This window comes from Streptomyces sp. NPDC028289, assembly GCF_055565975.1.
Map to the genome: position 1 here is coordinate 19,666 of NZ_JBVHTI010000006.1, position 23,652 is coordinate 43,317.

At 72.6% G+C, this 23,652-nt stretch carries 22 protein-coding genes; 7 read left to right on the forward strand and 15 right to left on the reverse strand.

Translation table 11 applies throughout. The features are described 5' to 3' along the window. Position 1: 1 nt before the first annotated feature. Positions 2-2,314 carry an MFS transporter gene (locus ACZ4UV_RS29320; RefSeq protein WP_467841886.1) on the forward strand — a complete coding sequence of 771 codons (2,313 nt, stop codon included), beginning with the start codon at positions 2-4 and terminating at the stop codon, positions 2,312-2,314. An 87-nt stretch (positions 2,315-2,401) separates the two neighbouring features. On the opposite strand, the gene ACZ4UV_RS29325 is transcribed toward ACZ4UV_RS29320, so the two are convergent. From ACZ4UV_RS29325 to ACZ4UV_RS29350, 6 genes are read right to left on the reverse strand one after another with little or no spacing between them, the layout of a single operon-like run. Beyond that, positions 2,402-3,106: a GntR family transcriptional regulator gene (locus ACZ4UV_RS29325; RefSeq protein WP_451022303.1), complete on the reverse strand. Its 705-nt coding sequence runs from the start codon at positions 3,104-3,106 to the stop codon at positions 2,402-2,404. Between the two features lie 30 nt (positions 3,107-3,136). After that, positions 3,137-4,138, reverse strand: a complete 1,002-nt coding sequence (locus tag ACZ4UV_RS29330) for a proline racemase family protein (RefSeq protein WP_467841888.1) — start codon at positions 4,136-4,138, stop codon at positions 3,137-3,139. A gap of 52 nt (positions 4,139-4,190) precedes the next feature. Further along, on the reverse strand, positions 4,191-5,087 hold the full coding sequence (locus tag ACZ4UV_RS29335; protein ID WP_451022301.1) for a dihydrodipicolinate synthase family protein: 897 nt from the start codon (positions 5,085-5,087) through the stop codon (positions 4,191-4,193). Further along, positions 5,087-6,568, reverse strand: a complete 1,482-nt coding sequence (locus ACZ4UV_RS29340; protein ID WP_467841891.1) for an FAD-dependent oxidoreductase — start codon at positions 6,566-6,568, stop codon at positions 5,087-5,089. Before ACZ4UV_RS29340 ends, ACZ4UV_RS29335 begins: the two co-directional genes overlap by 1 nt. Continuing rightward, a complete protein-coding gene (locus ACZ4UV_RS29345) occupies positions 6,561-6,860 on the reverse strand; it encodes a (2Fe-2S)-binding protein (protein ID WP_451021959.1) in 300 nt (99 codons plus the stop codon). Before ACZ4UV_RS29345 ends, ACZ4UV_RS29340 begins: the two co-directional genes overlap by 8 nt. Beyond that, positions 6,857-8,008 carry an NAD(P)/FAD-dependent oxidoreductase gene (locus tag ACZ4UV_RS29350; protein ID WP_467841894.1) on the reverse strand — a complete coding sequence of 384 codons (1,152 nt, stop codon included), beginning with the start codon at positions 8,006-8,008 and terminating at the stop codon, positions 6,857-6,859. The genes ACZ4UV_RS29345 and ACZ4UV_RS29350 overlap by 4 nt, the downstream gene beginning before the upstream one ends. 275 nt (positions 8,009-8,283) lie before the next feature. Between ACZ4UV_RS29350 and ACZ4UV_RS29355 the strand changes: the two genes are divergently transcribed. Next, complete coding sequence (locus tag ACZ4UV_RS29355; RefSeq protein ID WP_390036319.1) at positions 8,284-8,649, forward strand: cupin domain-containing protein; 366 nt, start codon at positions 8,284-8,286, stop codon at positions 8,647-8,649. Positions 8,650-8,698: 49 nt separating this feature from the next. Here ACZ4UV_RS29355 and ACZ4UV_RS29360 read toward each other — a convergent pair whose 3' ends face one another. Further along, complete coding sequence (locus ACZ4UV_RS29360) at positions 8,699-10,102, reverse strand: VWA domain-containing protein (protein ID WP_467841897.1); 1,404 nt, start codon at positions 10,100-10,102, stop codon at positions 8,699-8,701. Further along, on the reverse strand, positions 10,099-10,956 hold the full coding sequence (locus ACZ4UV_RS29365) for an AAA family ATPase (RefSeq protein ID WP_351486680.1): 858 nt from the start codon (positions 10,954-10,956) through the stop codon (positions 10,099-10,101). Before ACZ4UV_RS29365 ends, ACZ4UV_RS29360 begins: the two co-directional genes overlap by 4 nt. Positions 10,957-11,096: 140 nt before the next feature. Between ACZ4UV_RS29365 and ACZ4UV_RS29370 the strand changes: the two genes are divergently transcribed. The 5 genes from ACZ4UV_RS29370 to ACZ4UV_RS29390 are packed head-to-tail and all read left to right on the forward strand — an operon-like array spanning position 11,097 to position 14,650. Beyond that, positions 11,097-11,669, forward strand: a complete 573-nt coding sequence (locus ACZ4UV_RS29370) for a TetR/AcrR family transcriptional regulator (protein WP_467841901.1) — start codon at positions 11,097-11,099, stop codon at positions 11,667-11,669. Between the two features lie 59 nt (positions 11,670-11,728). Next, complete coding sequence (locus ACZ4UV_RS29375; RefSeq protein WP_467841904.1) at positions 11,729-12,409, forward strand: ABC transporter permease; 681 nt, start codon at positions 11,729-11,731, stop codon at positions 12,407-12,409. Next, the gene (locus ACZ4UV_RS29380; RefSeq protein ID WP_467841907.1) at positions 12,406-13,077 is read left to right on the forward strand and encodes an ABC transporter permease; all 672 of its coding nucleotides are present in this window, start codon (positions 12,406-12,408) and stop codon (positions 13,075-13,077) included. Before ACZ4UV_RS29375 ends, ACZ4UV_RS29380 begins: the two co-directional genes overlap by 4 nt. Continuing rightward, positions 13,074-14,012, forward strand: coding sequence for an ABC transporter substrate-binding protein (locus ACZ4UV_RS29385; protein WP_467841909.1), 939 nt, complete (start codon positions 13,074-13,076; stop codon positions 14,010-14,012). The genes ACZ4UV_RS29380 and ACZ4UV_RS29385 overlap by 4 nt, the downstream gene beginning before the upstream one ends. A gap of 41 nt (positions 14,013-14,053) precedes the next feature. Beyond that, positions 14,054-14,650: a hypothetical protein gene (locus tag ACZ4UV_RS29390; RefSeq protein WP_451021952.1), complete on the forward strand. Its 597-nt coding sequence runs from the start codon at positions 14,054-14,056 to the stop codon at positions 14,648-14,650. A gap of 20 nt (positions 14,651-14,670) precedes the next feature. Here the strand turns inward: ACZ4UV_RS29390 and ACZ4UV_RS29395 are convergent, their stop codons facing one another. The 7 genes from ACZ4UV_RS29395 to rhaI all read right to left on the reverse strand — a co-directional run bounded on the left by ACZ4UV_RS29395 (position 14,671) and on the right by rhaI (position 23,645). Next, a complete protein-coding gene (locus tag ACZ4UV_RS29395) occupies positions 14,671-15,825 on the reverse strand; it encodes an ABC transporter ATP-binding protein (protein WP_451021951.1) in 1,155 nt (384 codons plus the stop codon). A 22-nt stretch (positions 15,826-15,847) separates the two neighbouring features. Then, positions 15,848-16,516 (reverse strand): LutC/YkgG family protein, encoded by a 669-nt coding sequence (locus ACZ4UV_RS29400; protein ID WP_390036303.1) that lies wholly within the window; start codon positions 16,514-16,516, stop codon positions 15,848-15,850. Then, complete coding sequence (locus ACZ4UV_RS29405; RefSeq protein ID WP_467841913.1) at positions 16,513-17,991, reverse strand: LutB/LldF family L-lactate oxidation iron-sulfur protein; 1,479 nt, start codon at positions 17,989-17,991, stop codon at positions 16,513-16,515. The genes ACZ4UV_RS29400 and ACZ4UV_RS29405 overlap by 4 nt, the downstream gene beginning before the upstream one ends. Then, entirely contained in the window at positions 17,988-18,743 is a 756-nt protein-coding gene (locus ACZ4UV_RS29410; protein ID WP_467841916.1) for a (Fe-S)-binding protein, read from the reverse strand. Before ACZ4UV_RS29410 ends, ACZ4UV_RS29405 begins: the two co-directional genes overlap by 4 nt. Before the next feature lie 120 nt (positions 18,744-18,863). Then, a complete protein-coding gene (locus ACZ4UV_RS29415; RefSeq protein WP_467841919.1) occupies positions 18,864-20,309 on the reverse strand; it encodes a rhamnulokinase in 1,446 nt (481 codons plus the stop codon). Then, a complete protein-coding gene (locus ACZ4UV_RS29420) occupies positions 20,306-22,345 on the reverse strand; it encodes a bifunctional aldolase/short-chain dehydrogenase (RefSeq protein WP_451021780.1) in 2,040 nt (679 codons plus the stop codon). The genes ACZ4UV_RS29415 and ACZ4UV_RS29420 overlap by 4 nt, the downstream gene beginning before the upstream one ends. Before the next feature lie 139 nt (positions 22,346-22,484). Beyond that, positions 22,485-23,645: an L-rhamnose isomerase gene (gene rhaI, locus ACZ4UV_RS29425; protein WP_451021781.1), complete on the reverse strand. Its 1,161-nt coding sequence runs from the start codon at positions 23,643-23,645 to the stop codon at positions 22,485-22,487. Positions 23,646-23,652: the final 7 nt, after the last annotated feature.

Consider the following 23,652-nt stretch of genomic DNA (forward strand, 5'->3'; position numbering starts at 1 on the left):
CATGTCCCATGCACACCCCCGGCCGGCAGTCTCCGGGGACTCCGCCGCGCCGCGGGCCAACGTCATCGTCGCGGTGCTGGCCTTCGGCGGGATCGTGGTCTCGCTGATGCAGACCCTGGTGATCCCCATCGTGCCCGAACTGCCGAAGCTGCTCAACGCCTCGGCGTCCAACGCGGCCTGGGCCGTCACCGCCACCCTCCTCGCGGCCGCCGTCGCCACCCCCGTGATGGGGCGGCTCGGGGACATGTACGGCAAGCGGCTGATGCTGCTGACCAGCGTGGTCATGCTGGTCGCCGGTTCGGTCACCGCCGCGCTGAGCGACACCCTCGTGCCGATGATCATCGGGCGGGCCCTGCAGGGGCTGGCGTCCGGCGTGATCCCGCTCGGCATCAGCATCATGCGCGACGAACTCCCCGCCGAACGGCTCGGCTCCGCCACGGCGTTGATGAGCGCCTCACTCGGCGTCGGCGGCGCCCTCGGCCTGCCCGCCGCCGCGCTGATCGCCGACCACTTCGACTGGCACGTGCTGTTCTGGACCTCGGCCGCGCTCGGCGTCGTCGCCGCCCTGCTCGTGCTGTTTCTCGTCCCGGAGTCGAAGGTCCGCACCGGCGGCCGTTTCGACCTGCCCGGCGCCCTCGGTATGGCGGCCGGCCTGGTCTGCCTGCTGCTCGGCATCTCCAAGGGCGCCGACTGGGGCTGGTCCAGCGGCACCACGCTCGGCCTGTTCGGCGCCGCCGTGGTCATCCTGCTCGCCTGGGGTTTCTACGAACTCCGTACCCGGGAGCCGCTGGTCGACCTGCGCACCACGGCCCGCCGACAGGTCCTCGTCACGAACCTCGCCTCGATCGCCTTCGGGTTCTCGATGTTCGCGATGTCCCTGGTGCTTCCGCAGCTCCTGCAGTTGCCTGAGGCGACCGGCTACGGTCTGGGCAAGTCGCTGCTCGACGCCGGTCTGGTGATGGCCCCGACCGGCCTGGTGATGATGGCGATGGCGCCCCTGTCCGCCCTCATCTCCAAGAACTTCGGTCCCAAGGTCACCCTGATGTGCGGCGCGGTGATCGTGGCCGCCGGGTACGGTCTCAACATCGTGCTGATGGACGCCGTCTGGCAGCTCGTGCTGGTCTCCTGCATCATCGGCGCCGGCATCGGCTTCGCCTACGGCGCGATGCCCGCGCTCATCATGGGCGCCGTCGACCCGCACGAGACGGCCGCCGCGAACAGCCTCAACACCCTGATGCGGTCCATCGGCACGTCTACCGCGAGCGCCGTCGCCGGGGTGATCCTGGCCCAGATGACCACCGTCTTCGGCTCGACGGCCGTACCCTCCGAGAACGGCTTCAAGGTGGTCATGGCGGCGGGCTCGGGCGCGGCGCTCCTCGCGCTGCTCGTGGCCGCGTTCATCCCGCGCCGGAAGCCGGCCGCGGCGACGGGCGGAGCGCCGCAGGCCACCCCCGCTCAGGGCGCGCCGGAGCCGGTCCCCGCGGCGCCGATGGCGACGGAAGAGGCTCCGGTGGGCACGGAAGAGGCTCCGCCGAACGTCCCCGTCGTCGACGACGGCGTCCAGGTGCACGGCCGGGTGCGCGGCACCGACGGAACCGGCGTCGGCCGGGCCGCCGTCACCCTGATCTCCCCCGGCGGCCGCCAACTCGGCCGCGCGGTCGCGGACGCCGACGGCGCCTACGCGGTGGCGGCACCCGGCGAGGGGACGTACGTCCTGATCGCCTCCGCCGACGGCTGCCGGCCGCAGGCCACCACCCTCGTCGTGAGCTCCGGACCGGTCGCCCACGACCTGCTGCTCGCCGGCAGCAGTGGCCTGGGCGGAGTGGTGCGGGCCGCGGACAGCGGGGCGCCGGTCGCCGGGGCGACGGTGATCGTCACCGACGTGCGCGGGGACGTGCTCGCCACCCAGCAGACCGACGGGCTCGGCGAGTTCACGGTCGGCGACCTGGTGCCGGCCACGGTGACCCTCGCGGTCAGCTCACCCAAGCACCGGCCGCTCGCCCTGCCCGTCGAGATAGCCGGCACCGGGACCACCCGGGTCGACGTCGAGCTGCGGCCCGGCGCCCATGTACGGGGCACGGTCCGGGGAGCGGGGGGCCCGCTGTGCGACGCCCGGGTCACGCTGGTCGACGCCGCCGGCAACGTCGTCGGCACGACCACCACCGGTGACGACGGCGCGTACGCCTTCTCCGACCTGGACAGCGGCCAGTACACGGTCGTCGCGACCGGCTACCCGCCGCACGCCGCCGGGGTGGCCGTCTCCGGCGCCGACGTCCACGACCACGACATCGAACTCGCCCATCCCGGGGCGTAGTGCGCGGAAGCTGCGCAGCGGGTCCGGCGACGTGCAGTTGTGGTTCGGCAGTGCCCGAAGGGAGGGGCGGCACTTCCGGTGGAGCGCTCAGCCGTGCTCGGGCTGACGGGCCGCCCACAGGCCGCGGACGTGGCCCAGGTGGCGGGTCATGACCTCGTGCACGGCCCGCTCGTCACGGGCCAGCAGGGCGTCGAGGAGCTCCAGGTGCTCCTCGGCGGAGGTCTTCAGACGTCCGGCCGCCACCAGCGCCGTCAGCCCGTACAGCCGCGAACGGCGGCGCAGGTCCCGTACCACCTCGACGAGATGGCCGTTGCCCGCGAGGGCCAGGAGACCCAGATGGAAGGCCAGGTCGGCCTCTACGTAGGCGATCAGGTCGCCCTTCACGGCCGAGGTGACGATCTCCAGGGCGACCGGGCGCAGTGCCTCCAGGTCGTCGGGGTCGGCGGTGGCCGCGAGGGCGACGGTCGTCGGGATCTCGATCAGGGACCGGACGTGCGTGTACTCGTCGAGCTGCTGCTCGGAGAGGGCGGTGACCCGGAACCCCTTGTTCGGGACGATCTCGACCATGCCCTCCTTCGCCAGTTCCAGCATGGCCTCGCGCACCGGGGTCGCGGAGACGCCCAGGCGGGGAGCGAGCCCCGGCGCCGAGTACACCTCGCCGGGGCGCAGCTCACCGGCGATCAGCGCGGCACGCAGCACGTCCACGACCCGCTCCCGGAAGTTCGGCTTCCGGCCGCCGAGCGACGGAATGGCGGGCTTGACGCTGGGCGGGCTGCTGGGCCGGTCGGCCATGGCGGAACTCCTGGAGGGTCGTCGGGGGAATCAGAGTACGAAGCCGGCCGGGAACGGGTCGTCCGGGTCCAGCAGATACTGGGCGGTGCCGGTGATCCAGGCCCGGCCGGTGAAACTGGGCAGGACCGCGGGGAGACCCGCGACCTCGGTGGTGCCCAGGAGCCGGCCGGTGAACCGGGTGCCGATGAAGGACTCGTTCACGAACTCGGTGTCCAGCGGGAGTTCGCCGCGCGCGTGCAGCTGGGCCATCCGTGCGCTGGTGCCGGTGCCGCAGGGGGAGCGGTCGAACCAGCCGGGGTGGATGGCCATCGCGTGCCGGGAGTGGCGGGCCGTGGCACCGGGGGCGATCAGGTGGACGTGGTGGCAGCCGCGGATGGACGGGTCCTCGGGGTGGACGGGTTCCGCCTCGGCGTTGATCGCCGCCATGAGCGACAGGCCGGCCCGGAGGATGTCGTCCTTTCGGGTGCGGTCGAAGGGGAGGTCGAACTCGTCGAGGGGGAGGATGGCGTAGAAGTTGCCTCCGTATGCCATGTCATAGGTCACTGACCGCCCGTCGGCCAGCACGATCTTCCGGTCCAGCGCGGCGGAGAACGACGGCACGTTCCGCAGCGTGACGTTCTTCGCCGCGCCGTCCTCCACCGCCACCTCGGCGACGACCAGGCCGGCCGGGGTGTCGAGCCGGATGGTGGTGACCGGCTCCACGACCTCCACCATCCCGGTCTCCACGAGCACCGTCGCCACGCCGATCGTGCCGTGCCCGCACATCGGCAGATAGCCGGAGACCTCGATGTAGACCACGCCCCAGTCGCAGTCGGGCCGGGTCGGCGGCTGCAGGACCGCCCCGCTCATCGCGGAGTGCCCGCGCGGCTCGTTCATCAGCAACTGCTTGATGTCGTCGCGGTGTTCACGGAAGTACAGCCGCCGCTCGTTCATGGTCGCGCCGGGAATGGTGCCGATCCCGCCGGTGATCACGCGGGTGGGCATGCCCTCGGTGTGCGAGTCGACGGCGTGCAGGACGAGTTTGCTGCGCATGACGCTCCTGGTGGTGAGTCAGGGCCGGTCGGGTCGGCTGGGGCGGGGTCGGTCACGCCAGTCCGGCGGCCATGGCCTTCTCGGTGGCCGCGCGGACCACGGCCTCCTGCCCGGGCAGCAGCGATACGCGCGGCGGTCGGCAGGCGCCGCCGTGCCGGCCGACGATGTCCATGGACAACTTGATGGCCTGCACGAACTCGACCCTGGAGTCCCAGCGGAGCAGCGGATGCAGCTGCGCGTAGAGCCGCCCGGCGGTGTCCAGGTCCCCGCGCACCGCCGCGTGGTACAGCTCGACGGTCGCGGCCGGCAGCGCATTGGGGTAGCCGGCCACCCAGCCCTTGGCTCCCGCGATCGCCAGCTCCAGCAGGACGTCGTCGGCGCCGATCAACAGGTCCAGGTCCGGGGCGAGTTCGGCCAGCTGGTAGGCGCGCCGGACATCCCCCGAGAACTCCTTGACGGCGTGGATGCACCCCTCGCCGTGCAGCTTCGCGAGGAGTTCCGGGACCAGGTCGACCTTGGTGTCGACGGGGTTGTTGTACGCCACTACCGGCACCCCGGCCTTCGCGACCTCGGCGTAGTGCGCCAGTACCGACCGCTCGTCGGCACGGTAGGCGTTGGGCGGCAGCAGCATCACGGCCGCGCAGCCGGCGTCCCGGGCCTGCTCGGCCCAGCGACGGGCCTCGGCCGAGCCGTAGGCGGCGACGCCGGGCATGACCCGCGCACCGCCGATCGCGGCCACGGCGGTCTCGACGACCTTCGCGCGCTCGTCGGGGGTGAGCACCTGGTACTCACCGAGAGAGCCGTTCGGTACGACGCCGTCGCAGCCGTTCTCGACCAGCCAGGCGCAGTGCTCGGCGTACTTGTCGTGGTCGACGGAGAGGTCGTCGCGGAGCGGGAGTGCGGTGGCTACGAGGACACCGCGCCAGGGGCGGGGGTGGGGGGTGGACATCAGGGTTCCTCCGGGGAGTCCGAGTGATCCGGGTGGTATGTGACATGGCACTGTTCGTCGTCGTCGTCGGCGCCGCCCGCCCGCGCGAGCACCCCGAGCGGCACCGGCCGGGCGAACGGCCTGCGGGCCGCCGTCTCCGGGCAGCCGGCGAGCCCGGCGACCGCCGGCCCGCACATCCGGCCCTGGCACCAGCCCATCCCGGCCCGCGTGAGCAGTTTGACGGTCCGTAGGTCCCCGGCGCCCAGCTCGGTCACGGCCCGCCGGACCGTTCCGCCGGTGACCTCCTCGCAGCGGCAGACGACCGTGTCGTCCGTGACCTGCGCGGTCCAGTGCGCGGGCGGCGCGTACGTCTCGTCCAACGCCGTGGCGAACCGCCGCAGCCCGGCACGGGCCCGGGCGGCCCCCGCCAAGGCGTGCGGGTCCGGCTCCCGGCCGTACAGCCGTGCGGCGGCCGACCGGCCCGCGATGTGCCCCTCCGCGAGGGCGAGGACCGCGCCGCCGACGCCGGTGGCCTCGCCCGCCGCCCACACCCCCGGTACGTCGGTGCGCTGCTCGTCGTCCACGTGCACCGCGACCTCGTCGATCCGGCAGCCCAGGCCCTCGGCGAGGTCGGTGTGCGGGAGCATGCCGTGCCCGACGGCCAGGGTGTCGCAGTCGATGCGCCGCCGGGTGCCCGGCCGTACCCGGCCCGCGGCGTCCAGCGTGGCGACGGTGACGGCTTCCAGCTGCTGGTCGCGCCGGTCGCCGTGGGCCTCGACCACGGTGTGGTGGACCAGGGTTCGGACGCCGTGCCGGAGCAGCCGGGCCGCGTAGTGGGCGCCTTCGGCGAGCTTGCCCGGCTGGGCGGCCAGTGCGGGGGAGCGCCGTACGAAGGCCCGCGGGTCCGCGGACTCCACCAGGGCCGCCACCCGTGCGCCCGCCGCCGCGAGGCCGGTCGCGACCGGCAGCAGCAGCGGTCCGGTGCCGGCGACGACCGCCGTACGCCCCGGCAGTACCAGTCCGCCCTTCAGCATGGCCTGTGCCCCGCCCGCCGTGACGACACCGGGGAGCGTCCAGCCGGGGAAGGGCAGCACCTTCTCGTAGCCGCCGGTGGCGAGCAGCACGGCGTCCGCGCGTACCTCGACGGGCTGCTCCTGCTCGGGGCCGAGCAGGGCGTGCACGGTGAAACCGGACCGGCGCCGCGTCACGCACCACACGTGATGGTCCCGCAGATGCGTCACCAGCCCTGCCGCGATGAGCCCGTCCAGGCCGGCCCGCAGCCGCTCCCAGCTGCGCCACTGATGGTGCAGCGCCTGCGGGCGGCGGGCGCCGAGCCCGGCGGCGGGCTGCCGGTAGAACTGGCCGCCCGCCTCGGGGGCCGCGTCGACCAGGGTGACCCGCAGGCCGCGCCGGGCGGCGGCCAGGGTGGCGGCGAGCCCGGCGGGGCCCGCGCCGATCACGGCGAGCCGGGGCGCCGACTCCCCCTGAGGCGCGTCAGTCATCGTGCCCTGTCCCCTCTTGCGTACGGATCTCGTCGCCCGGGTGCGCGGGCACCAGACAAGCCCGCTGATTGGGGCGGCCGTTGACGGTGACCAGGCAGTCGAAGCAGACACCGATCCCGCAGAAGACCCCGCGCGGACGGCCCTCGCCCCGGGTGGTCCGCCAGGAGGTGACGCCGGACGCCCAGAGCGCGGCCGCGACCGTCTGGCCCGGCAGCGCCACGATCTCGCGCCCGTCGAAGGTGACGGTGAAGGCCGGGCCCGGCCGGGCCTGCACCAACTCCAGGGGATTCACGCGCTCTCCTCGCCGAAACGCTCGGGGCGGAACGGGGTCAGGTCGAGCTCGGGTGCCTTGCCGCTCAGCACCTGGGCGATCAACTGCCCGGTACCGGTGGCCAGTCCGATGCCCGCGCCCTCGTGCCCGCAGGCGTGGAAGAGGCCGGGCGCCCGGGGGTCGGGGCCGATGGCGGGGAGGTGGTCGGGCAGGTACGGGCGGAAACCCAGGTAGGTGCGCATCGCCCGGATCCCGGAGAGGAAGGGGAACAGCCGGACGGCGCCGGCCGCCAGCGCCCGTACGGCCGGCAGCGAGAACGACCGGTCGAAGCCGACGCGTTCCCGGGTCGCGCCGATCAGGACCGGCCCGGCCGCCGTGCCCTCGACCACCGGCGAGGTCTGCAGGGCGGCCGAGTCGCTGGCCACGTCGGCCACGTAGTCGGCGGCGTACACCTTGTGCCGTACCCGGCGCGGCAGCGGCTCGGTGACCAGGACGAAGCCGCGCCGGGGAAGGACGGGCAGGTGCACGTCCGCGAGCGCGGCGACCTCACCGCCCCAGGTCCCGGCCGCGTTCACCACGGCCGGGGCGTGGATGTCGCCGCGGTCGGTACGGACACCGCGTACGGCACCCCCCGCACCGCGCAGCATTTTCGTCACCGTGTGGCCGGTCGACAGACGGGCGCCCGAGGCCCGTAGGAGATGTGCGGCGGCCAGGGTCGGCATGACCTGGGCGTCCTGGGGGTAGTGCACCCCGCCCGCCAGACCGGGTGCCAGGTGCGGCTCGAGGTCGTGCAGTTGATCCGCGTCGACGTGCTCCGCCGTCACCCCGGCGGCCCGCTGCCCGGCAGCGAACCCCGCCAGCGCGGCCAGCCCTTCGGGCTCCGCGGCTACGACCACCCCGCCCTTGGGCTCGTACTCGATCCGGTCACCGAGCTCCCCGGCCAGACCGGCCCACAACCGGCCGGACAGCAGGGCGAGTTCGAGCTCGGGCCCCGGTTCCTTGTCGGAGACGAGCAGATTGCCCTCACCCGCCCCGGTGGTCCCGCCGGCCACCGGGCCACGATCCACCACGATGACGTCCAGCCCCGCCCGGGCCGCGTACAGGGCACAGGCGGCGCCCGCCATGCCAGCCCCGATCACTACGACGTCGCAGGTCAGTCGCATGCTCACGGCAGTAATATGTCACATGGCACAGGGCGGGGGAAGACCGCCGGCGGACAGGACGCCCGCCGGATCAACCTGGCCCGGTTCGCCTTCGACCTCGCCGTCGGCTACACGGCGGTCCGCTACGGGCGGGACGAATTCCCGTACCTGCCAAGGCGGTTGCACCTGCGATCCGGCGCCGGTGACCGCCCTGCGGGGCTGACCGGCACCCCGAATGGCGCTCCCGAGTTGACAGGAAGACGATGGAGTGGTGGACGGGAGTTCGAAGGGAGGACACCGTCATGCTGGAGATCAAGACGGTCGACAAGCCGGACGAGCGGCGTGACTTCCCCCGCGGCCACCTGGAGGCCGTGCACCTGACCGGCCTCGACTTCGCCATCGGCACCTTCGAGCCGGGCTGGCGCTGGTCGGAGTCGGTGGCGCCGATCGCGGGCACCGAGAGCTGCATGGTCCACCACAACGGCTATGTGGTGCAGGGCAGGATGCACCTCGTCATGGACGACGGCGGCGAGGGCGAGATCGGCCCCGGGGACGTCTTCGTCCTTCCGGCGGGACACGACGCCTGGGTCGTGGGGGACGAGCAGGTCATCGTGTACGACTTCGCCGGCGGCATGGCAGCGGACTACGCGAAGGCCAAGGAGGGCTGAGAGCGGCCGACGGTGCCGTCACCTTCCGTAGGTGACGGCACCCGGTGTGTCATACCGGCAGCAGCCGCGCGATCAGCCCGCCGAGCTGGCGGGCGGTGCGGCACTCGTGCATCTCCACCAGCTCCGCATAGTCCGGCGCGGCCGAGTCGCCGGTGCCCCACAGGGAGTGCGGTTCGGGGTTCAGCCAGTAGACACGCCGCGCCTGTCCGGCGATGCGGCGGACGGCGGCGAGGTTCGGGTCGAGGTTGTTGGTGCGGGCGTCGCCGAGCACGAAGACCGTGGTCCGCGGGCCCACCGCGGCTCCGTACCGCTCCGCGAACTCGCCGAGCGCGACGCCGTAGTCGCTGCTGCCGTGCCAGCCGGTGAGCGTCGCCTCGGCACGGATCCGGGCGCCCAGTCCCTCCGGATCGGCCCGGCCGTGCTCCAGGAGGCCGGTCACCTCGTCGATCCGGTTGACGAACGCGAACACCCGGACCTTGCTGAACTGGTCGTGCAGCGCCTGTACCAGCAGCATCGTGAAGTCGGAGAACCCCGACACCGAGCCCGAGACGTCGCACAGCAGCACCAGCTCGGGGCGGACCGGCCGACGCCGGCGCAGTACCGGCCGCATCGGCACCCCGCCCGTCGACAGCGAGCCGCGCAGGGTGCGCCGCAGGTCGATGGTGCCGCGCGCGGCCCGGCGGCGGCGTGCGGCCAGCCGGGTGGCCAGCTTCCGCGCCAGCGGCTGCACGGTCCTGCGCAGCTCGGTGAGCTGCTCCCGCCCGGCGGACAGGAAGTCCACCCGGTCGGCGGACGGCGCCACCGCGCGCCGGGCGATCTGATCCCGGCCGCGCCGCTCGGCCACCCGGCGCCGGGCCTCCGCCGCGACCATGCCCCGGAAGGCCTCGATCCGCCGCCGGATCTCGTCGTCGAGCAGCCGGTCCGCGAACCCCGTGCCGACGCCCCGTGCCCGGACGTCCGCCCGCACCCGCGCGAGCAGCGTCTGCGGCCGCAGCCGGTCCAGGGTCTGGTACGACGACCAGCCGTCCGAGCCCGGCGAACTCCCGTATCCGCCCAGGCCGTCCACGGCTTCGGCGGCCAACTGCCGCAGCAGCGCGCCGTCGTCGTCCGCGAGCGCGGCGGCGAGCCGCTCCCGCAGCTCCTCCCGGTCGCCGGACGGGTCGCCGGAACCGCCGGGGACGCCCACCGCGCGCGGGAAGTAGAGGTCGAAGACCTGGTCGAACACGGTCCGTTGCCCGGTGCCGTGCAGCAGCGTCGCGGCCAGCCCCTCGCGCAGCAGCTCCCGGTCCGCCAGGCCCAGCACCGCCACCGCCCGGCCCGCGTCCACGGTCTCCCCGGTGCCGATCCGCACCCCGTGCGCGCGCAGCGCGCCGACCAGCCCCGTCAGCCGCTCGGCGAGATCGGCCGGAGTGCCGGGCGGCGAGTCGGCAGGTGCGTCGGCCGGGGTGCTCACAGCGCGTCCAGGTCCAGCTTGGCGGCCGCCTTCTGGATGTCGTCCTGGTGCTTGAGGATCACGCCCAGGGAATCCCGTACCACCTGCTCGTCCAGCGTGCCGGCGCCCAGGGCCAGCAGGGTGCGCGCCCAGTCGATGGTCTCCGCGACCGAGGGGACCTTGCGCAGGTCCATCGCCCGCAGGGCCCCGACCACCCGGACCACGGACTCGGTGAGCGCCTCGGTGAGCCCCGGCACCTTCAGCCGTACGATCCGGCGCTCCAGCTCCTCGTCCGGGAAGCCGATGTGCAGGAACAGGCAGCGGCGGCGCAGCGCCTCGGACAGCTCGCGGCTCGCGTTGGAGGTGAGCACGACGAAGGGGCGGCGGGTCGCGGTGACCGTGCCCAGCTCGGGCACCGTCACCTGGAAGTCGCTGAGCACCTCCAGCAGCAGGCCCTCCACCTCGACGTCGGCCTTGTCGGTCTCGTCGATCAGCAGCACCTTCGGGTCGTCGCCCCGGATAGCGGTGAGCAGCGGGCGGGGGAGCAGGAACTCCTCGCTGAAGATGTCGGTGCGGGCCTCGTCCCAGGTCTCGTCCCGGCCGGCGCTGATCCGCAGCAGCTGCTTGGCGTGGTTCCACTCGTACAGCGCCCGGGACTCGTCCACGCCCTCGTAGCACTGCAGCCGCACCAGCCGGGCCCCGGCGACCTGGGCCACGGCCTTCGCCAGCTCGGTCTTGCCGACCCCGGCGGGGCCCTCGACGAGGAGCGGTTTGCCCAGCCGGTCGGCCAGGAAGACGGTGGTGGCGACGGCGGGGGAGGCGAGGTAGCCGGTCTCGGCGAGCCGCGCGGAGACGTCGTCGACGGAAGTGAACAACGGGGCCTCCGGCTGATCAGGGTCGTGCAACGCACAGGGCGAACAGGTCCAGGTACCTATCTAAGCGCTTGTTCAGCTCCTGGGCCACCCTGTATACCGATCGGTTTCCTCACCGCGTCCCGCGCGGTAACCTCGGCCCTATGGCCACCACAGACAAGGCGTCTCCCCGCGACCGGCTCCTCGATGCCGCAGCCGAGCTCTTCTACCGCGACGGCGTCTCCATCGGCGTCGAGGCGCTGTGCAGGTCGGCAGGGGTCTCCAAGCGCTCCATGTACCAGCTCTTCGACAGCAAGGACGAGGTGCTGGCCGCCAGCCTGGAGCGGCGCAGGCCCTGGTACGAGGCCCAGCTCAGGTCCTCGGACGCCGAGGCGGCCGGCCCGCGCGAACGGATCGGGTACGTGTTCCGGCGAGTGGAGGCGAACGCGGCGGCCCCCGGCTACTGCGGCTGCCCGTACCTCGCCGTCCTGGTCGAGCTGAAGGACAGCGAGCATCCCGCGAGCGTGGTGGCCCGGGCGGCCAAGGAACTGCTGCAGGGCTACTTCGAGGAGCAGGCCGAACAGGGCGGTGCGGCCGATCCGGCCCTGCTCGCCCGGCAGCTCATGCTGATCTTCGACGGGGCCAGCGCGCGGGCCGGCGCCCGGATCGAGCACCTCGACGACGGGCTGGTCACGGCGACGGTGACCACGCTGCTGGACGCGGCCGGCATGAAGTAGCCGCCCGGACGGATCACCACAACGCGCCGGGCCGGCCACCCACCCGATGCAATGGAGGCGTGACCGCGCCCCCGAACGACTGCCTCGCGCGCAACGAGTGGATCTGCGGCGCCTATCTGACCAGCCGCCGCCAGATCCTCCTCGACGCGGTCGGCCAGCACCTCCGGCTCACCGCGGTCTCGGTGCTCCTCGGACTCGTCATCGCCGTTCCCCTGGCCGTGCTGGCCCGCCGCTGGCGCTGGTCGGCCGGACCGGTCCTCGGCGTCACGACCATCCTCTACACCATCCCGTCCCTGGCGATGTTCTCCCTGCTCCTGCCGGTGTACGGCCTCTCGGGCACCCTCGTCGTCGCCGGCCTGGTGCTCTACTCGCTCACCCTGCTCGTCCGCAACATCCTCGCGGGACTGCGCGCCGTCCCCGAAGAGACCCGGCAGGCCGCCCGCGGCCTGGGCTACGGCCCGGTCCGCCTCCTGCTCACCGTCGAACTGCCCCTCGCCCTGCCCGCCGCGATGGCCGGCCTGCGCATCGCCACCGTCTCCGCGGTCTCCCTGGTCACCGTCGGCGCGATCGTCGGCTTCGGCGGACTCGGCAACCTGATCTACGCCGGCATGAACACCTACTTCAAAGCCCAGGTGCTCACCGCCTCCGTGCTCTGCGTGCTGATCGCCGTCGCCGCCGACCTGCTGCTGCTCGGCGTGCAGCGGCTGCTCACCCCGTGGATGCGGGCGGCCCGCGCGTGAACACCCTCGCCGACGCCTGGGCCTGGCTCACCGACTCCGCACACTGGGCCGGCGACGACGGCATCGGGCACCGGCTGCTCCAGCACCTCGTCCTCACCGTCGTCTGCCTCGTCATCAGCTGCCTGATCGCACTCCCGGTCGCGCTGGTCCTCGGCCACCTCGGCAAGGGCGGCGCGCTCGCCGTGAACATCTCCAACGTCGGCCGGGCTGTCCCCACCTTCGCCGTCCTGGTGCTGCTCCTCCTCACCCCGATCGGCAGCTGGGGCGAAGGCCCCACCGTGGTCGCCCTGGTGCTCTTCGCCGTACCGCCCCTGCTCACCAACGCCTACGTCGGCATGCGCGAGGTCGACCGAGGCATCGTGCAGGCCGCGCGGGGGATGGGGATGACCGGGCGACAGATGTTGTTTCACGTGGAACTGCCCCTTTCGCTCCCCATGGTCCTCACCGGGGTACGGATCGCCGCCGTCCAGCTCGTCGCCACCGCCACCATCGCCGCGCTCGCCGGCGGCGGCGGACTCGGCCGGATCATCACCGCCGGATTCAACCTGGCCAGCACGCCCATGGTGGTCGCCGGAGCGATCCTGGTCGCCGTGTTCGCCCTGCTCGTGGAGGGCGTCTTCGAACTCGTGGAGCGGCTCGCCCCGACATGGACGCGGGGCTCGCGATGAGACGCAGTACGGCAGCCGTCGCCGTACTGCTCACCCTCACCGCCTGCACCACCGGCCCCTCCCTGGAGACCCGCGGCGAGGTCACCGCACCCCCGGGCGACAGCAGGCACCTGACCATCGGCTCCGCCGGCTTCACCGAGAGCGACCTGCTCGCCCAGCTGTACGCGCAGCTGCTGAACCAGGCCGGCTACAAGACCTCGCTCATCACGGTCGCCAACCGCGAACTCTACGAACCCGCCCTGGAGTCCGGGCAGATCGACGTGGTGCCCGAATACGCGGCCACCTTCGCCGACTGGCTCAACGCCCGGACGAACGGAACCGACGCGCCGCCCGTGGGCTCGCCCGACCTCGCCGCCACGATGAAGGCACTGCGCCGCCTCACCACACCCCGCGGCCTGACCGTCCTCGACCCCGGCCGGGCCGTCGACCAGAACGCCTTCGCGGTCACCGCCGCCTACGCCCGCCGACACCACCTCAGGACCCTCAGCGACCTCGGCGCCTCGGGACTGAAGGTGCGGCTCGCGGCGGGCGACGAGTGCGTACAGCGGCCGTACTGCGAACCGGGGCTGAAGGAGGTCTACGGCATCGACATCACCGGCGTCGACCCCAAGGGCGTCGGGACCACCCAGGCCAAGCTGGCCGTGCAGCACGGCCAGGACCAGATGGTGCTGACCACGACCACCGACGCGACCCTCGACCGGTTCGGCCTGGTACTCCTCGCCGACGACAGGCACCTGCAGAACGCCGACTACGTCGTCCCGGTCGTCAACCGCTCCCGGGCGGGCAGCGAGCGCGTCACGAAGGCGCTCGGGAGGCTCAACGACGTCCTCACCACGGCCGATCTGGCCGCTCTGAACCAACAGGTGGACAGCTGGCGGCGGCTGCCCCAGGACGTTGCCCGGACCTATCTGCGGGACAAGGGCCTGCTGAAGTGACGGCAGGGCCCGTTGTCAGTGGCGGGCGGTACGTTCGGGGCATGGGGATCTATCTGGTGAGTGTCGGTGCGCAGGAGTGGCTCGACGGCGACGAGGACGAGGGTGGCAGGGGCGTCCTCGCCGCGGCCCTCGACGAGGAGCTGCGACGGCGCGGGCTGGCGCCGTACGAGTCGGTGCCCGAGGCGGCCGCCTTCGTGCGCGGCTCGGGGCTGTCGTTCGAGGAGAAGCTGGTGCCGTCCATGGCCGGGTTCGCCGCGCTGTGCCGGGAGCATCTCGCGCCGCGCGAGACGGAGCTGCTGCTGGGCTGGTCGGTGCTGGTGCCGCTCTCCCTCGACGAGGAGATCCGGCTGCCGCTGAGCTCCGCCTACGACGACGAGACGGTGGTCGCCGGCGCCCCCGAGGTCCTGGCCCTGGCACAACGGCTGGCGACGGCGATCGGGCTTCCCCTCGACGTGATACCGGAGGCCTGCGACAACCTCGATCTGACCATGTGGTTCCTGGAGGGTGCGGCGGAGGAAGCGGTCGCCGCCCGCCCCGGCCCCTGGGGCGAGGACCTGGACGCCGCCTTCTATGCCGCGCTGTACCTGCGGGCCGCCCAGCACTCGCTGCGACGCGGCTGCCCGATGACGTACTGCTGACGAACACCGGGCTCTGCGGCTCAGGCGTCGGAGACCGAGTCGAACGGCACCTGGCCTCGCGAGACGCCGCGCGCCTCCGCGTCCACCGAGCGGCGCAGCGCCTCGTGCAGCCTGGCCGGGGTGAGCACGCCGAGGAAGCGCGAACCGTCCAGCACCGCGACCCACCCGGCGTCGTACTGGAGCATCACACCGAACGCCTGCTTCAGCGGGGCGCCCACCGGTACCCACGCGGTCATCCGGTGGGCGAGCGCGTCGATCGTGCCGCCCGCCGCCAGTTCGTCCCGGCCCACCCAGCCGTGCAGGTCGCCGTGCGTGTCCAGGACCACCGCCCACCGGGCGCCCTCGGCCCGCAACCGCGCGGCGGCGCTCTCGGCGGACTCGCCCAGGCGGGCGACCGGCGGCTGCTCCAGGTCGTCCGGCTCGATGTCGGTCACCGACAGCCGCTTCAGCCCACGGTCCGCACCCACGAACCCGGCGACGTACGGCGTGGCCGGCCTGCCCAGCACGGCACCCGGAGTGTCGAACTGCTCGATCCGCCCCTGCCCGTACACCGCGATCCGGTCGCCCAGCCGTACCGCCTCCTCGATGTCGTGCGTGACCAGCAGCACCGTCTTGCGCACCGCGGCCTGCATCCGGAGGAACTCGTCCTGCAACTGCTCCCGCACCACCGGGTCGACCGCGCCGAACGGCTCGTCCATCAGCAGCACCGGGGGATCGGCGGCGAGCGCCCGGGCCACGCCGACGCGCTGCCGCTGGCCGCCGGAGAGCTGGTCCGGGTAGCGCGGCCCGTACGTCTTCGGGTCCAGGCCGACGAGGTCGAGCAGTTCGGCGGCGCGGGCCCGGGCCCTGGCCCGTTTCCAGCCGAGCAGGGCCGGGACGGTCGCGGTGTTGTCGAGGACGGTGCGGTGCGGGAACAGGCCCACCTGCTGGATGACATAGCCGATCCGCCGCCGCAGCCGCACCGGGTCGACCCCCGCGACGTCCTCGCCGTCGACGAGGATCCGGCCCGAGGTCGGTTCGACGAGCCGGTTGACCATCATCATCGTCGTGGTCTTGCCGCAGCCGGACGGGCCGACGAGCGTGACGAGTTCCCCCTCTGCCACCTCGAAGGAGAGCCCGTCCACCGCGGTCGTCCCGTCCGCGTACCGCTTGGTGACCTGCTCGAACCGGATCATTCCCTCACGTTAACCGCGACGGTTACGAATCGCCCGCGTTGACCTCGGGGCTCTGCGGGGCGCCGCCGACGAGCACCACCTCCAGGGTGCGCGGTCCGTGCACGCCCTCGACCCGGTCCAGCTCGATGTCACTGGTCGCGGAGGGGCCGGAGATCCAGGTCAACGGGCGGGCCGGGTCGAGTCGTTCGAGGGCCTGGGGCACGGACGACACGACCTGGTCCGGGACCCGTACGACGCAGATGTGGTGATCCGGGACCAGGGTGATCCGGCGGCGGCCCTGGTCCGGGCCGCCGTCCAGCACGATCGTTCCGGTCTCGGCGATCGCCACCGCGCAGCCGGTGACCACGCTGGCGACCCGGTCGAGTTCGTGCGGGGTGCTGTCGGCCCGGTCCGCAACCTGCTCGGCCTCGGTCGCCGCGAGCCACTCCGGGGGGAGCCCGGTGGGCACGGCCACTGTTCCCGAACCGCGCAGGGCGATCAACCGTCCGATCGTGGCGGTCAGTTCGGCCTCCGTGCACCGGTGCACGAGCGCCCGGTAGTCCGCCAGGTTCTCGGCGAGCAGATCCACCGTCTCCGCGACGCTCCGCGTCCCGTGCTCCCGCAGATACGCCCGCTCGACGGGCGTGTCCTCGTCCCGTACCTCGGCCAGCGCCCGCCGCACCCGGCCCAGGATCCGTTCCCTGCTGCTCACTTCGCCCCGTCCTTTCCTCCGCCGGTCCGCTGCCACCAGTCCCGGAACGGCGCCGCCGGTACGGCGGGCAGGTCCCGGGTCCCGGTCCACGCCTTGCCGGGGCCCGGCAGCGTACGGGGATGCAGGCGGCGGCTGCGGGAGGCGAGCCGCTGGCCGGTGCGCAGGGCGGCCGGGTGCGAGAACGCCCAGCGGGCCGCGCGCATCGCCGCCCGCTCGGCCGCGTGTCCCTTGGCCGGTTTGAGCAGCACCTTGTTGCCGTTCCGGGTCGCCTCGCCGCCCTCCACGACCCGTTCGCGCAGGTGCACGAGTACCTCGGGGATGTCGATGGCGACCGGGCAGACCTCGTAGCAGGCCCCGCACAGCGAGGAGGCGAACGGCAGGGAGGCGTCGATCTCGCTCTGCGTGCCGCGGAGTTGCGGGCTGAGGATGGCGCCGATCGGGCCCGGGTAGACCGAGCCGTAGGCGTGGCCGCCGGCCCGCTCGTAGACCGGGCAGACGTTGAGGCAGGCCGAGCAGCGGATGCAGCGCAGGGCCTGGCGGCCGACCTCGTCGGCGAGGGTGTCGGTGCGGCCGTTGTCCAGCAGTACCAGGTGGAAGGTGCTCGGGCCGTCGCCGTCCGTGGTGCCGGTCCATGTCGAGGTGTACGGGTTCATCCGCTCGGCGGTGGAGGAGCGGGGGAGAGTCTGCAGGAAGACCTCCAGGTCCTGCCAGGTCGGCACGGTCTTCTCGATGCCGACGACCGAGATCAGCGTCTCGGGGAGGGTGAGGCACATCCGCCCGTTGCCCTCGGACTCGACGACGACCAGGGTGCCGGTCTCGGCGACCATGAAGTTGGCGCCGGAGATGCCGACCTTGGCGCGCAGGAACTTCTCGCGCAGGTGGAGCCGGGCCGCCTCGGCGAGTTCGGCGGGGGTGTCGGTCAGGCCCTCGGGTGCGGGGCGCCCCCACTCGCCCATCTCCCTGCGGAAGATGTCCCTGATCTCGCCCCGGTTGCGGTGGATGGCCGGGACGAGGATGTGCGAGGGCCGGTCCTTGCCCAACTGCACGATCAACTCGGCCAGATCGGTCTCGTAGGCCCGGATGCCCGCGGCCTCCAGCGCCTCGTTCAGCCCGATCTCCTGGGTGGCCATCGACTTGACCTTCACGACCTCCGACTCGCCGGTCTGCCTGACCAGTTCGGTGACGATCCGGTTCGCCTCGTCGGCGTCGGCGGCCCAGTGGACCGTACCGCCCGCCGCGGTCACCGCTTCCTCCAACTGGACCAGATAGCGGTCCAGGTGAAGGAGCGTGTGGTCCTTGATCCGCTTGCCCGCCTCGCGCAGCGCGGCCCAGTCGGACACCTCGGCGACCGCCTTGGCCCGCTTGGCACGGATGGTGTGCGTGGCGTGCCGCAGGTTACCGCGCAGCGTCTCGTTTCGTACGGCCTCGTGTGCGGCTTCCGGGAAGGCCGGCATTCCTACGAACGTCCCGCTCATGCGGCCGGGTCCTCCTCCGTGCTCGCCAGGATCTCCGCGATGTGCACCGGCCGCAGCCCGCTGCCGAGCCGGGTCATGGTGCCGCCGATGTGCATCAGGCAGGAGTTGTCGGCCGCGCACAGCACCTCCGCGCCGGTCGACTCTGCGTTGCGCACCTTGTCCGTGCCCATCGCCGCCGACACGTCGGAGTTCTTCACCGCGAACGTGCCACCGAACCCGCAGCACTCCTCCGCGCCCGGCAGCTCCACCAACTCCAGGCCCTTGACGGCCTGGAGGAGACGGCGGGGGCGGTCGCCGAGCCCCAGGCTCCGCAGCCCGTGGCAGGTCGGGTGGTATGTGACATGGTGCGGATAATATGCCCCGACGTCCGTCACCCCCAGGACGTCCACCAGGAACTCGGTCAGCTCGTACGTCTTCGGCACCACCGGTGCCAGCGCCGCCGCCAGCCCGCTCCCGCGTCCTTCCGCCCGCGCCCGCTCACCCATCCGCGGATACAGCTCCCGCACCATCGCCCCGCAGGACCCGGACGGTGTCACGATCGCCTCGTACTCGCCGAATACATCGGAGAAATGCCGGGCCAGCGGCTCCGCCTCATGGCGGTATCCGGTGTTGTAGTGGGCCTGCCCGCAGCAGGTCTGGCCCATCGGGAAATCGACGTCAACGCCAAGCCTGGTCAGGAGTTTCACCACGGCGCGGCCGGTGTCCGGATAGAGCGTGTCGTTGACGCAGGTCAGGAAGAGAGCGACACGCATCGCGGCTCCTAGAGGTCGATCATCGGATGAGTGCAGGGTAATGGTCCGCTGGGATCAGCGGGAGACCCGGTCGCGGTGCGGCGCGTCGGGAGCCGTCACCGGGCGCCCGGTGACGCTGGGTCACCGCGGGGCCAGCCGCGCCTCGGCGGCCTCCCAGCGGGCGGTGCCGCCGCGCGGCGTGTACCGGGTCAGCGGCTGGGTGCGGGTGAGCAGCCCCCGCATGTCGGCGAGGTCGCCGACGAGACCGTGCGTACGGGCCTGGACCAGCACGTTCCCGAGGGCCGCCGCCTCCGTCGGACCCGCAACCACCGGCAGCCCGCAGGCGTCGGCGGTAAGCTGGCAGAGCAGTGCGTTGCGGGTGCCGCCGCCCACCACGTACACCGTGTCCACCGGATGGTCGGCGAGCCGCTGCGCCTGGGCGACGGCCCGCCGGTGGGCGAGCGCCAGCGAGTCGAGAATGCACCGGGTGATCTCACCGGGCGTCCGCGGCACCGGCTGCCCGGAGGCACGGCACGCCTCGGCGATCCGCTCCGGCATCCGCCCGGGTGCCAGGAACCCCGCATCCCCCGCGTCCACCACCGACCGCAGCGCCGGCACGTCGGCCGCCGCCCGCAGCAACCCGCCCAGTTCCGGGTCGCCCCAGGCGCGTACGCACTCCTGGAGCAGCCACAGCCCCATGATGTTGCGCAAATATCGGACCGTGCCGTCGAGCCCCAGTTCGTTGGTGAAGTTGGCGGCCCGGCTCTCCTCGGTCAGCACGGGCGCCGTCAGCTCAAGGCCGGCCAGCGACCAGGTGCCGGTGCAGATGTAGGCGAACCGTTCGCCGACCGCCGGTACGGCGGCCACCGCCGACGCGGTGTCGTGCGAGCCGACGGCGGTCACCCGCACCGGTCCGGTCAGCCCCGTCTCCTCCAGCACCTCGGGGCGCAGCACCCCGGCGGGATCCCCGGGCCGCCGCAGCGGCGCGAACAGGCCGAGGTCGATCCCCAGCCGGTCCGCGACCTCGTACGACCAGTCGCGCGTCCGGGGGTCGATCAGCTGGGTGGTGGAGGCGTTGGTCAGCTCGGTGCCCTGCTCGCCGGTCAGCCAGTACGACAGCAGGTCCGGGACGAGCAACAGCCGCTCGGCGTGCGCGAACCGGGCAGTGGACCGCGCGGCCACCAGCTGGTAGACGGTGTTGAAGGGCGCGTACTGGAGCCCGGTGCGGGCGTACAGCTCCGCGGCCGGCAGGGTGGCCCACACCTTCTCGGCGATACCCTCGGTCCGCGCGTCCCGGTAGTGCACCGGGTTGCCGAGCAGCGCCCCGTCGGCGTCCAGCAGGCCGTAGTCCACGGCCCAGCTGTCGATGCCGACGGAGTCCACCTGCCCTGCCACACGGAGCCCCTCCAGCACCCCGGCGTACAGGGCGAGTACGTCCCACCGCAGTCCCTCCGGAACGCGCACCGGCCGGTTCACGAACCGGTGCGCCTCGGTCAGCTCCAGCGAGTCCGGGCCCACCCGGCCGACCATGACCCGCCCACTGGACGCGCCGAGGTCGACCGCGGCGTAGGACTTGGGCGCGGTCATCGCAGGAACGCGGCCGCCACACCCGCGTCGACGGGCACGTGCAGCCCGGTGGTGTGGGTCAGCTCCCCACCCGTCAGGGCGAACACCGCGTTCGCCACATGCTCGGGCAGCACCTCACGCTTGAGGATGGTCCGCTGCGCGTAGAACTCGCCCAGCTTCGACTCCTCCACCCCGTAGACGGCGGCCCGCTGAGCCCCCCAGCCGCCGGCGAAGATCCCGGACCCCCGGACCACCCCGTCCGGGTTGACCCCGTTGACCCGGATCCCGTGTTCCCCCAGCTCGGCGGCGAGCAGCCGCACCTGGTGCGCCTGGTCGGCCTTGGTCGCGGAGTAGGCGATGTTGTTGGGCCCGGCGAACACGGCGTTCTTGGAGGCGATGTAGACGATGTCACCGCCCAGACCCTGGGCGGTCATCACCCGCGCGGCCTCCCGCGACACGAGGAAGGACCCGCGGGCCATGATGTCGTGCTGGAGGTCCCAGTCCTTGGCCGAGGTCTCCAGGAGCGGCTTGGAGATCGAGATCCCCGCGTTGTTGACGACGAGATCCACCCCGCCGAAGGCGAGCGCGGCGGCCCGGAACGCCTCCGCGATCTGCTCCTCGGACGTCACGTCCACGGTGACCGCGACGGCCTTGTCGGCCCCGCCGAGCTCCCGCGCCACCGCGGCCGCGCCCTCGGCGTTGAGGTCGGCGACGACGACACACGCCCCCTCGGCCGCCAGCCGGTGCGCGATGGCCCTGCCGATCCCGCTGCCGGCCCCGGTCACCAGCGCCACCCGCGTGGCCAGTGCCTTCGGCTTCGGCATCCGCTGGAGCTTGGCCTCCTCAAGGGCCCAGTACTCGATCCGGAACTTCTCCGACTCCTCGATCGGCGCGTAGGACGACACCGCCTCGGCCCCGCGCATCACATTGATCGCGTTGACGTAGAACTCACCCGCGACCCGGGCGGTCTGCTTGTCCTTGCCGAAGCTGAACATGCCGACGCCCGGCACGAGCACGATCGCCGGGTCCGCGCCGCGCATGGCGGGGGAGTCCGGCAGGGCGTGCCGCCGGTAGTAGGCGGCGTACTCCTCGCGGTACTCGGCGTGCAGCTCGCGCAGCCGGGCCACGGCTTCCTCCAGCGGCGCGGTCGGCGGCAGGTCGAGCACCAGCGGCCGGACCTTCGTCCGCAGGAAGTGGTCGGGGCAGGAGGTGCCCAACGCGGCGAGCCGCGGATGCTCCGCCCGCGCCAGGAAGTCGAGGACGACGTCGGAGTCGGTGAAGTGCCCGACCTGCGCCTTGTCCTGGGAGGCGACCGCCCGGACGTACGGCGCGAGGGCCGCGGCCCGCTCCCGCCGTTCGGCCTCCGGCAGTGCGCCGTACCCCTCGACGACGGGCCCGAAGGGCTCAGCTTTCCCGCGCTCCGCGAGGAAGGCCTCGGCGGTGCGGATGATGTGCAGCGAGTTGGCCTCGCACTCCTCGGAGCTGTCGCCCCAGGCGGTGATCCCGTGCCCGCCGAGCACACACCCGATCGCCTGCGGGTTGGCGGCCTTGATCGCGGCGATGTCCAGCCCGAGCTGGAACCCGGGCCGCCGCCACGGCACCCACACCACGCTGTCCCCGAAGCACTCGGCGGTCAGCTTCTCCCCGTCGGCGGCACACGCCAGCGCGATCCCGGAGTCCGGGTGCAGATGATCGACGTGCGGGGCGTCGACGAGCCCGTGCATGGCGGTGTCGATGGAGGGAGCGGCCCCGCCCTTGCCGTGCAGGCAGTAGTCGAAGGCGGCGACCATCTCGTCCTCGCGGTCGACCCCCGGGTACACCCCGGCCAGCGCCCGCAACCGGTCCAGGCGCAACACGGCGAGCCCGCCCTCGGTGAGCGTGCCGAGGTCACCACCGGACCCCTTCACCCACATCAGCTCGACATCACCACCGGTGACGGGGTCGGCGGCGGTGCCCTTGGCGGACGTGTTCCCGCCGGCGTAGTTCGTGTTGCGGGGATCGGCACCGAGCCGATGGGACCGGGCGAGGAGAGCGGCGGCTTCGGGATGGGTGGACATGAGGTTCCTTACTTGTCGACAGAGGGTCACTGCATTCCCTGGGGGCGCGGGGCTGCATTTGATACGCGGCTACCGCCGCGCGGGCGCGACCAGCCACAACCGGCCCGCATCCCGCGACGAAACAGCTCAGGGCAGACGCTTACGCACCCCACCCCGCCTGTTCCCCTCCGACCCGCTCGGCGACGATCTTCTCGGCCCATCCCGACCGCCGGTACGCCGCGATCGGGTCGGGGTCCAACCCCATCTCGTCCCGCACCTCCCGCAGCAACGGCCGTACATCCGTGTTGTAGGCATCCATCAGTACCGCGTTCGCCTCCAGCACGTCCCCGGCCCGCTGGGCCGCGGCCAGCGCGTCACGGTCGACGAGGAGCGCCTTGGCGGTGGCTTCCTGCACGTTCATCACCGACCGGATGATCGCCGGGATCTTCGCCTCGATGTTGTGGCACTGGTCGAGCATGAAGGCCACCTCGGCCGTGAGCCCGCCGCCACGCACCACCTCGTACATGATCCGGAACAGCTGGAACGGATCCGCGGCCCCCACCATGAGGTCGTCGTCCGCGTAGAACCGCGAGTTGAAGTCGAACCCGCCGAGCTTCCCCTCCCGCAGCAGCGTCGCGACGATGAACTCGATGTTGGTGCCCGGCGCGTGGTGACCGGTGTCGACCACGACCTGTGCCTTCGGCCCCAGCTTCAGACAGTGGGCGTAGGCCGTGCCCCAGTCCGGCACGTCGGTCGTGTAGAAGGACGGCTCGAAGAGCTTGTACTCCAGCAGCATCCGCTGCCCGTCACCCAGCCGCGCGTACACCTCGGCGAGCCCCTCGGCCAGCCGGTCCTGCCGCGCCCGGATGTCGTCCTGACCGGGGTAGTTCGTGCCGTCGGCGAACCACAGCTTGAGGTCCTGCGACCCCGTCGCGTCCATGATGTCGACGCACTCCAGCAGGTGATCGACGGCCTTGCGGCGCACCGCCGCGTCCGGGTGGCAGATGCTGCCCAGCTTGTAGTCGTCGTCCTGGAAGGTGTTGGAGTTGATCGCCCCCAGCCGCAGCCCGCGCTCCTCGGCGTGCTTGGCCAGGTCCGCATAGTCGTCCACCTTGTCCCAGGGGATGTGCAGGGCGACCGTCGGCGCCACCCCGGTCACGGCGTGGACCTGCGCGGCGTCGTCCAGCTTCTCCTTCGGCGAGCGTGGCACGCCCTGCTGGGCGAACACCTTGAAGCGGGTTCCCGAGTTTCCGTACGCCCACGACGGCGTTTCGACGGCCTGGGTCTTCAGCGCGGCCTTCACCGCGGCGAGGTCGGTCACTTCGGGG

Bases quoted from the DNA above. Each gene is read 5' to 3' on its own strand.
- ACZ4UV_RS29415 (WP_467841919.1), bottom strand. From the start codon at position 20,309: ATGACCGCGCCCAAGTCCTACGCCGCGGTCGACCTCGGCGCGTCCAGT.
- ACZ4UV_RS29320 (WP_467841886.1), top strand. From the start codon at position 2: ATGTCCCATGCACACCCCCGGCCGGCAGTCTCCGGGGACTCCGCCGCG.
- ACZ4UV_RS29340 (WP_467841891.1), bottom strand. From the start codon at position 6,568: ATGACTGACGCGCCTCAGGGGGAGTCGGCGCCCCGGCTCGCCGTGATC.
- ACZ4UV_RS29325 (WP_451022303.1), bottom strand. From the start codon at position 3,106: ATGGCCGACCGGCCCAGCAGCCCGCCCAGCGTCAAGCCCGCCATTCCG.
- ACZ4UV_RS29370 (WP_467841901.1), top strand. From the start codon at position 11,097: ATGGCCACCACAGACAAGGCGTCTCCCCGCGACCGGCTCCTCGATGCC.
- ACZ4UV_RS29410 (WP_467841916.1), bottom strand. From the start codon at position 18,743: ATGCGTGTCGCTCTCTTCCTGACCTGCGTCAACGACACGCTCTATCCG.
- ACZ4UV_RS29385 (WP_467841909.1), top strand. From the start codon at position 13,074: ATGAGACGCAGTACGGCAGCCGTCGCCGTACTGCTCACCCTCACCGCC.
- ACZ4UV_RS29420 (WP_451021780.1), bottom strand. From the start codon at position 22,345: ATGTCCACCCATCCCGAAGCCGCCGCTCTCCTCGCCCGGTCCCATCGG.
- ACZ4UV_RS29405 (WP_467841913.1), bottom strand. From the start codon at position 17,991: ATGAGCGGGACGTTCGTAGGAATGCCGGCCTTCCCGGAAGCCGCACAC.
- ACZ4UV_RS29390 (WP_451021952.1), top strand. From the start codon at position 14,054: ATGGGGATCTATCTGGTGAGTGTCGGTGCGCAGGAGTGGCTCGACGGC.
- ACZ4UV_RS29395 (WP_451021951.1), bottom strand. From the start codon at position 15,825: ATGATCCGGTTCGAGCAGGTCACCAAGCGGTACGCGGACGGGACGACC.
- ACZ4UV_RS29355 (WP_390036319.1), top strand. From the start codon at position 8,284: ATGCTGGAGATCAAGACGGTCGACAAGCCGGACGAGCGGCGTGACTTC.
- ACZ4UV_RS29335 (WP_451022301.1), bottom strand. From the start codon at position 5,087: ATGTCCACCCCCCACCCCCGCCCCTGGCGCGGTGTCCTCGTAGCCACC.
- ACZ4UV_RS29330 (WP_467841888.1), bottom strand. From the start codon at position 4,138: ATGCGCAGCAAACTCGTCCTGCACGCCGTCGACTCGCACACCGAGGGC.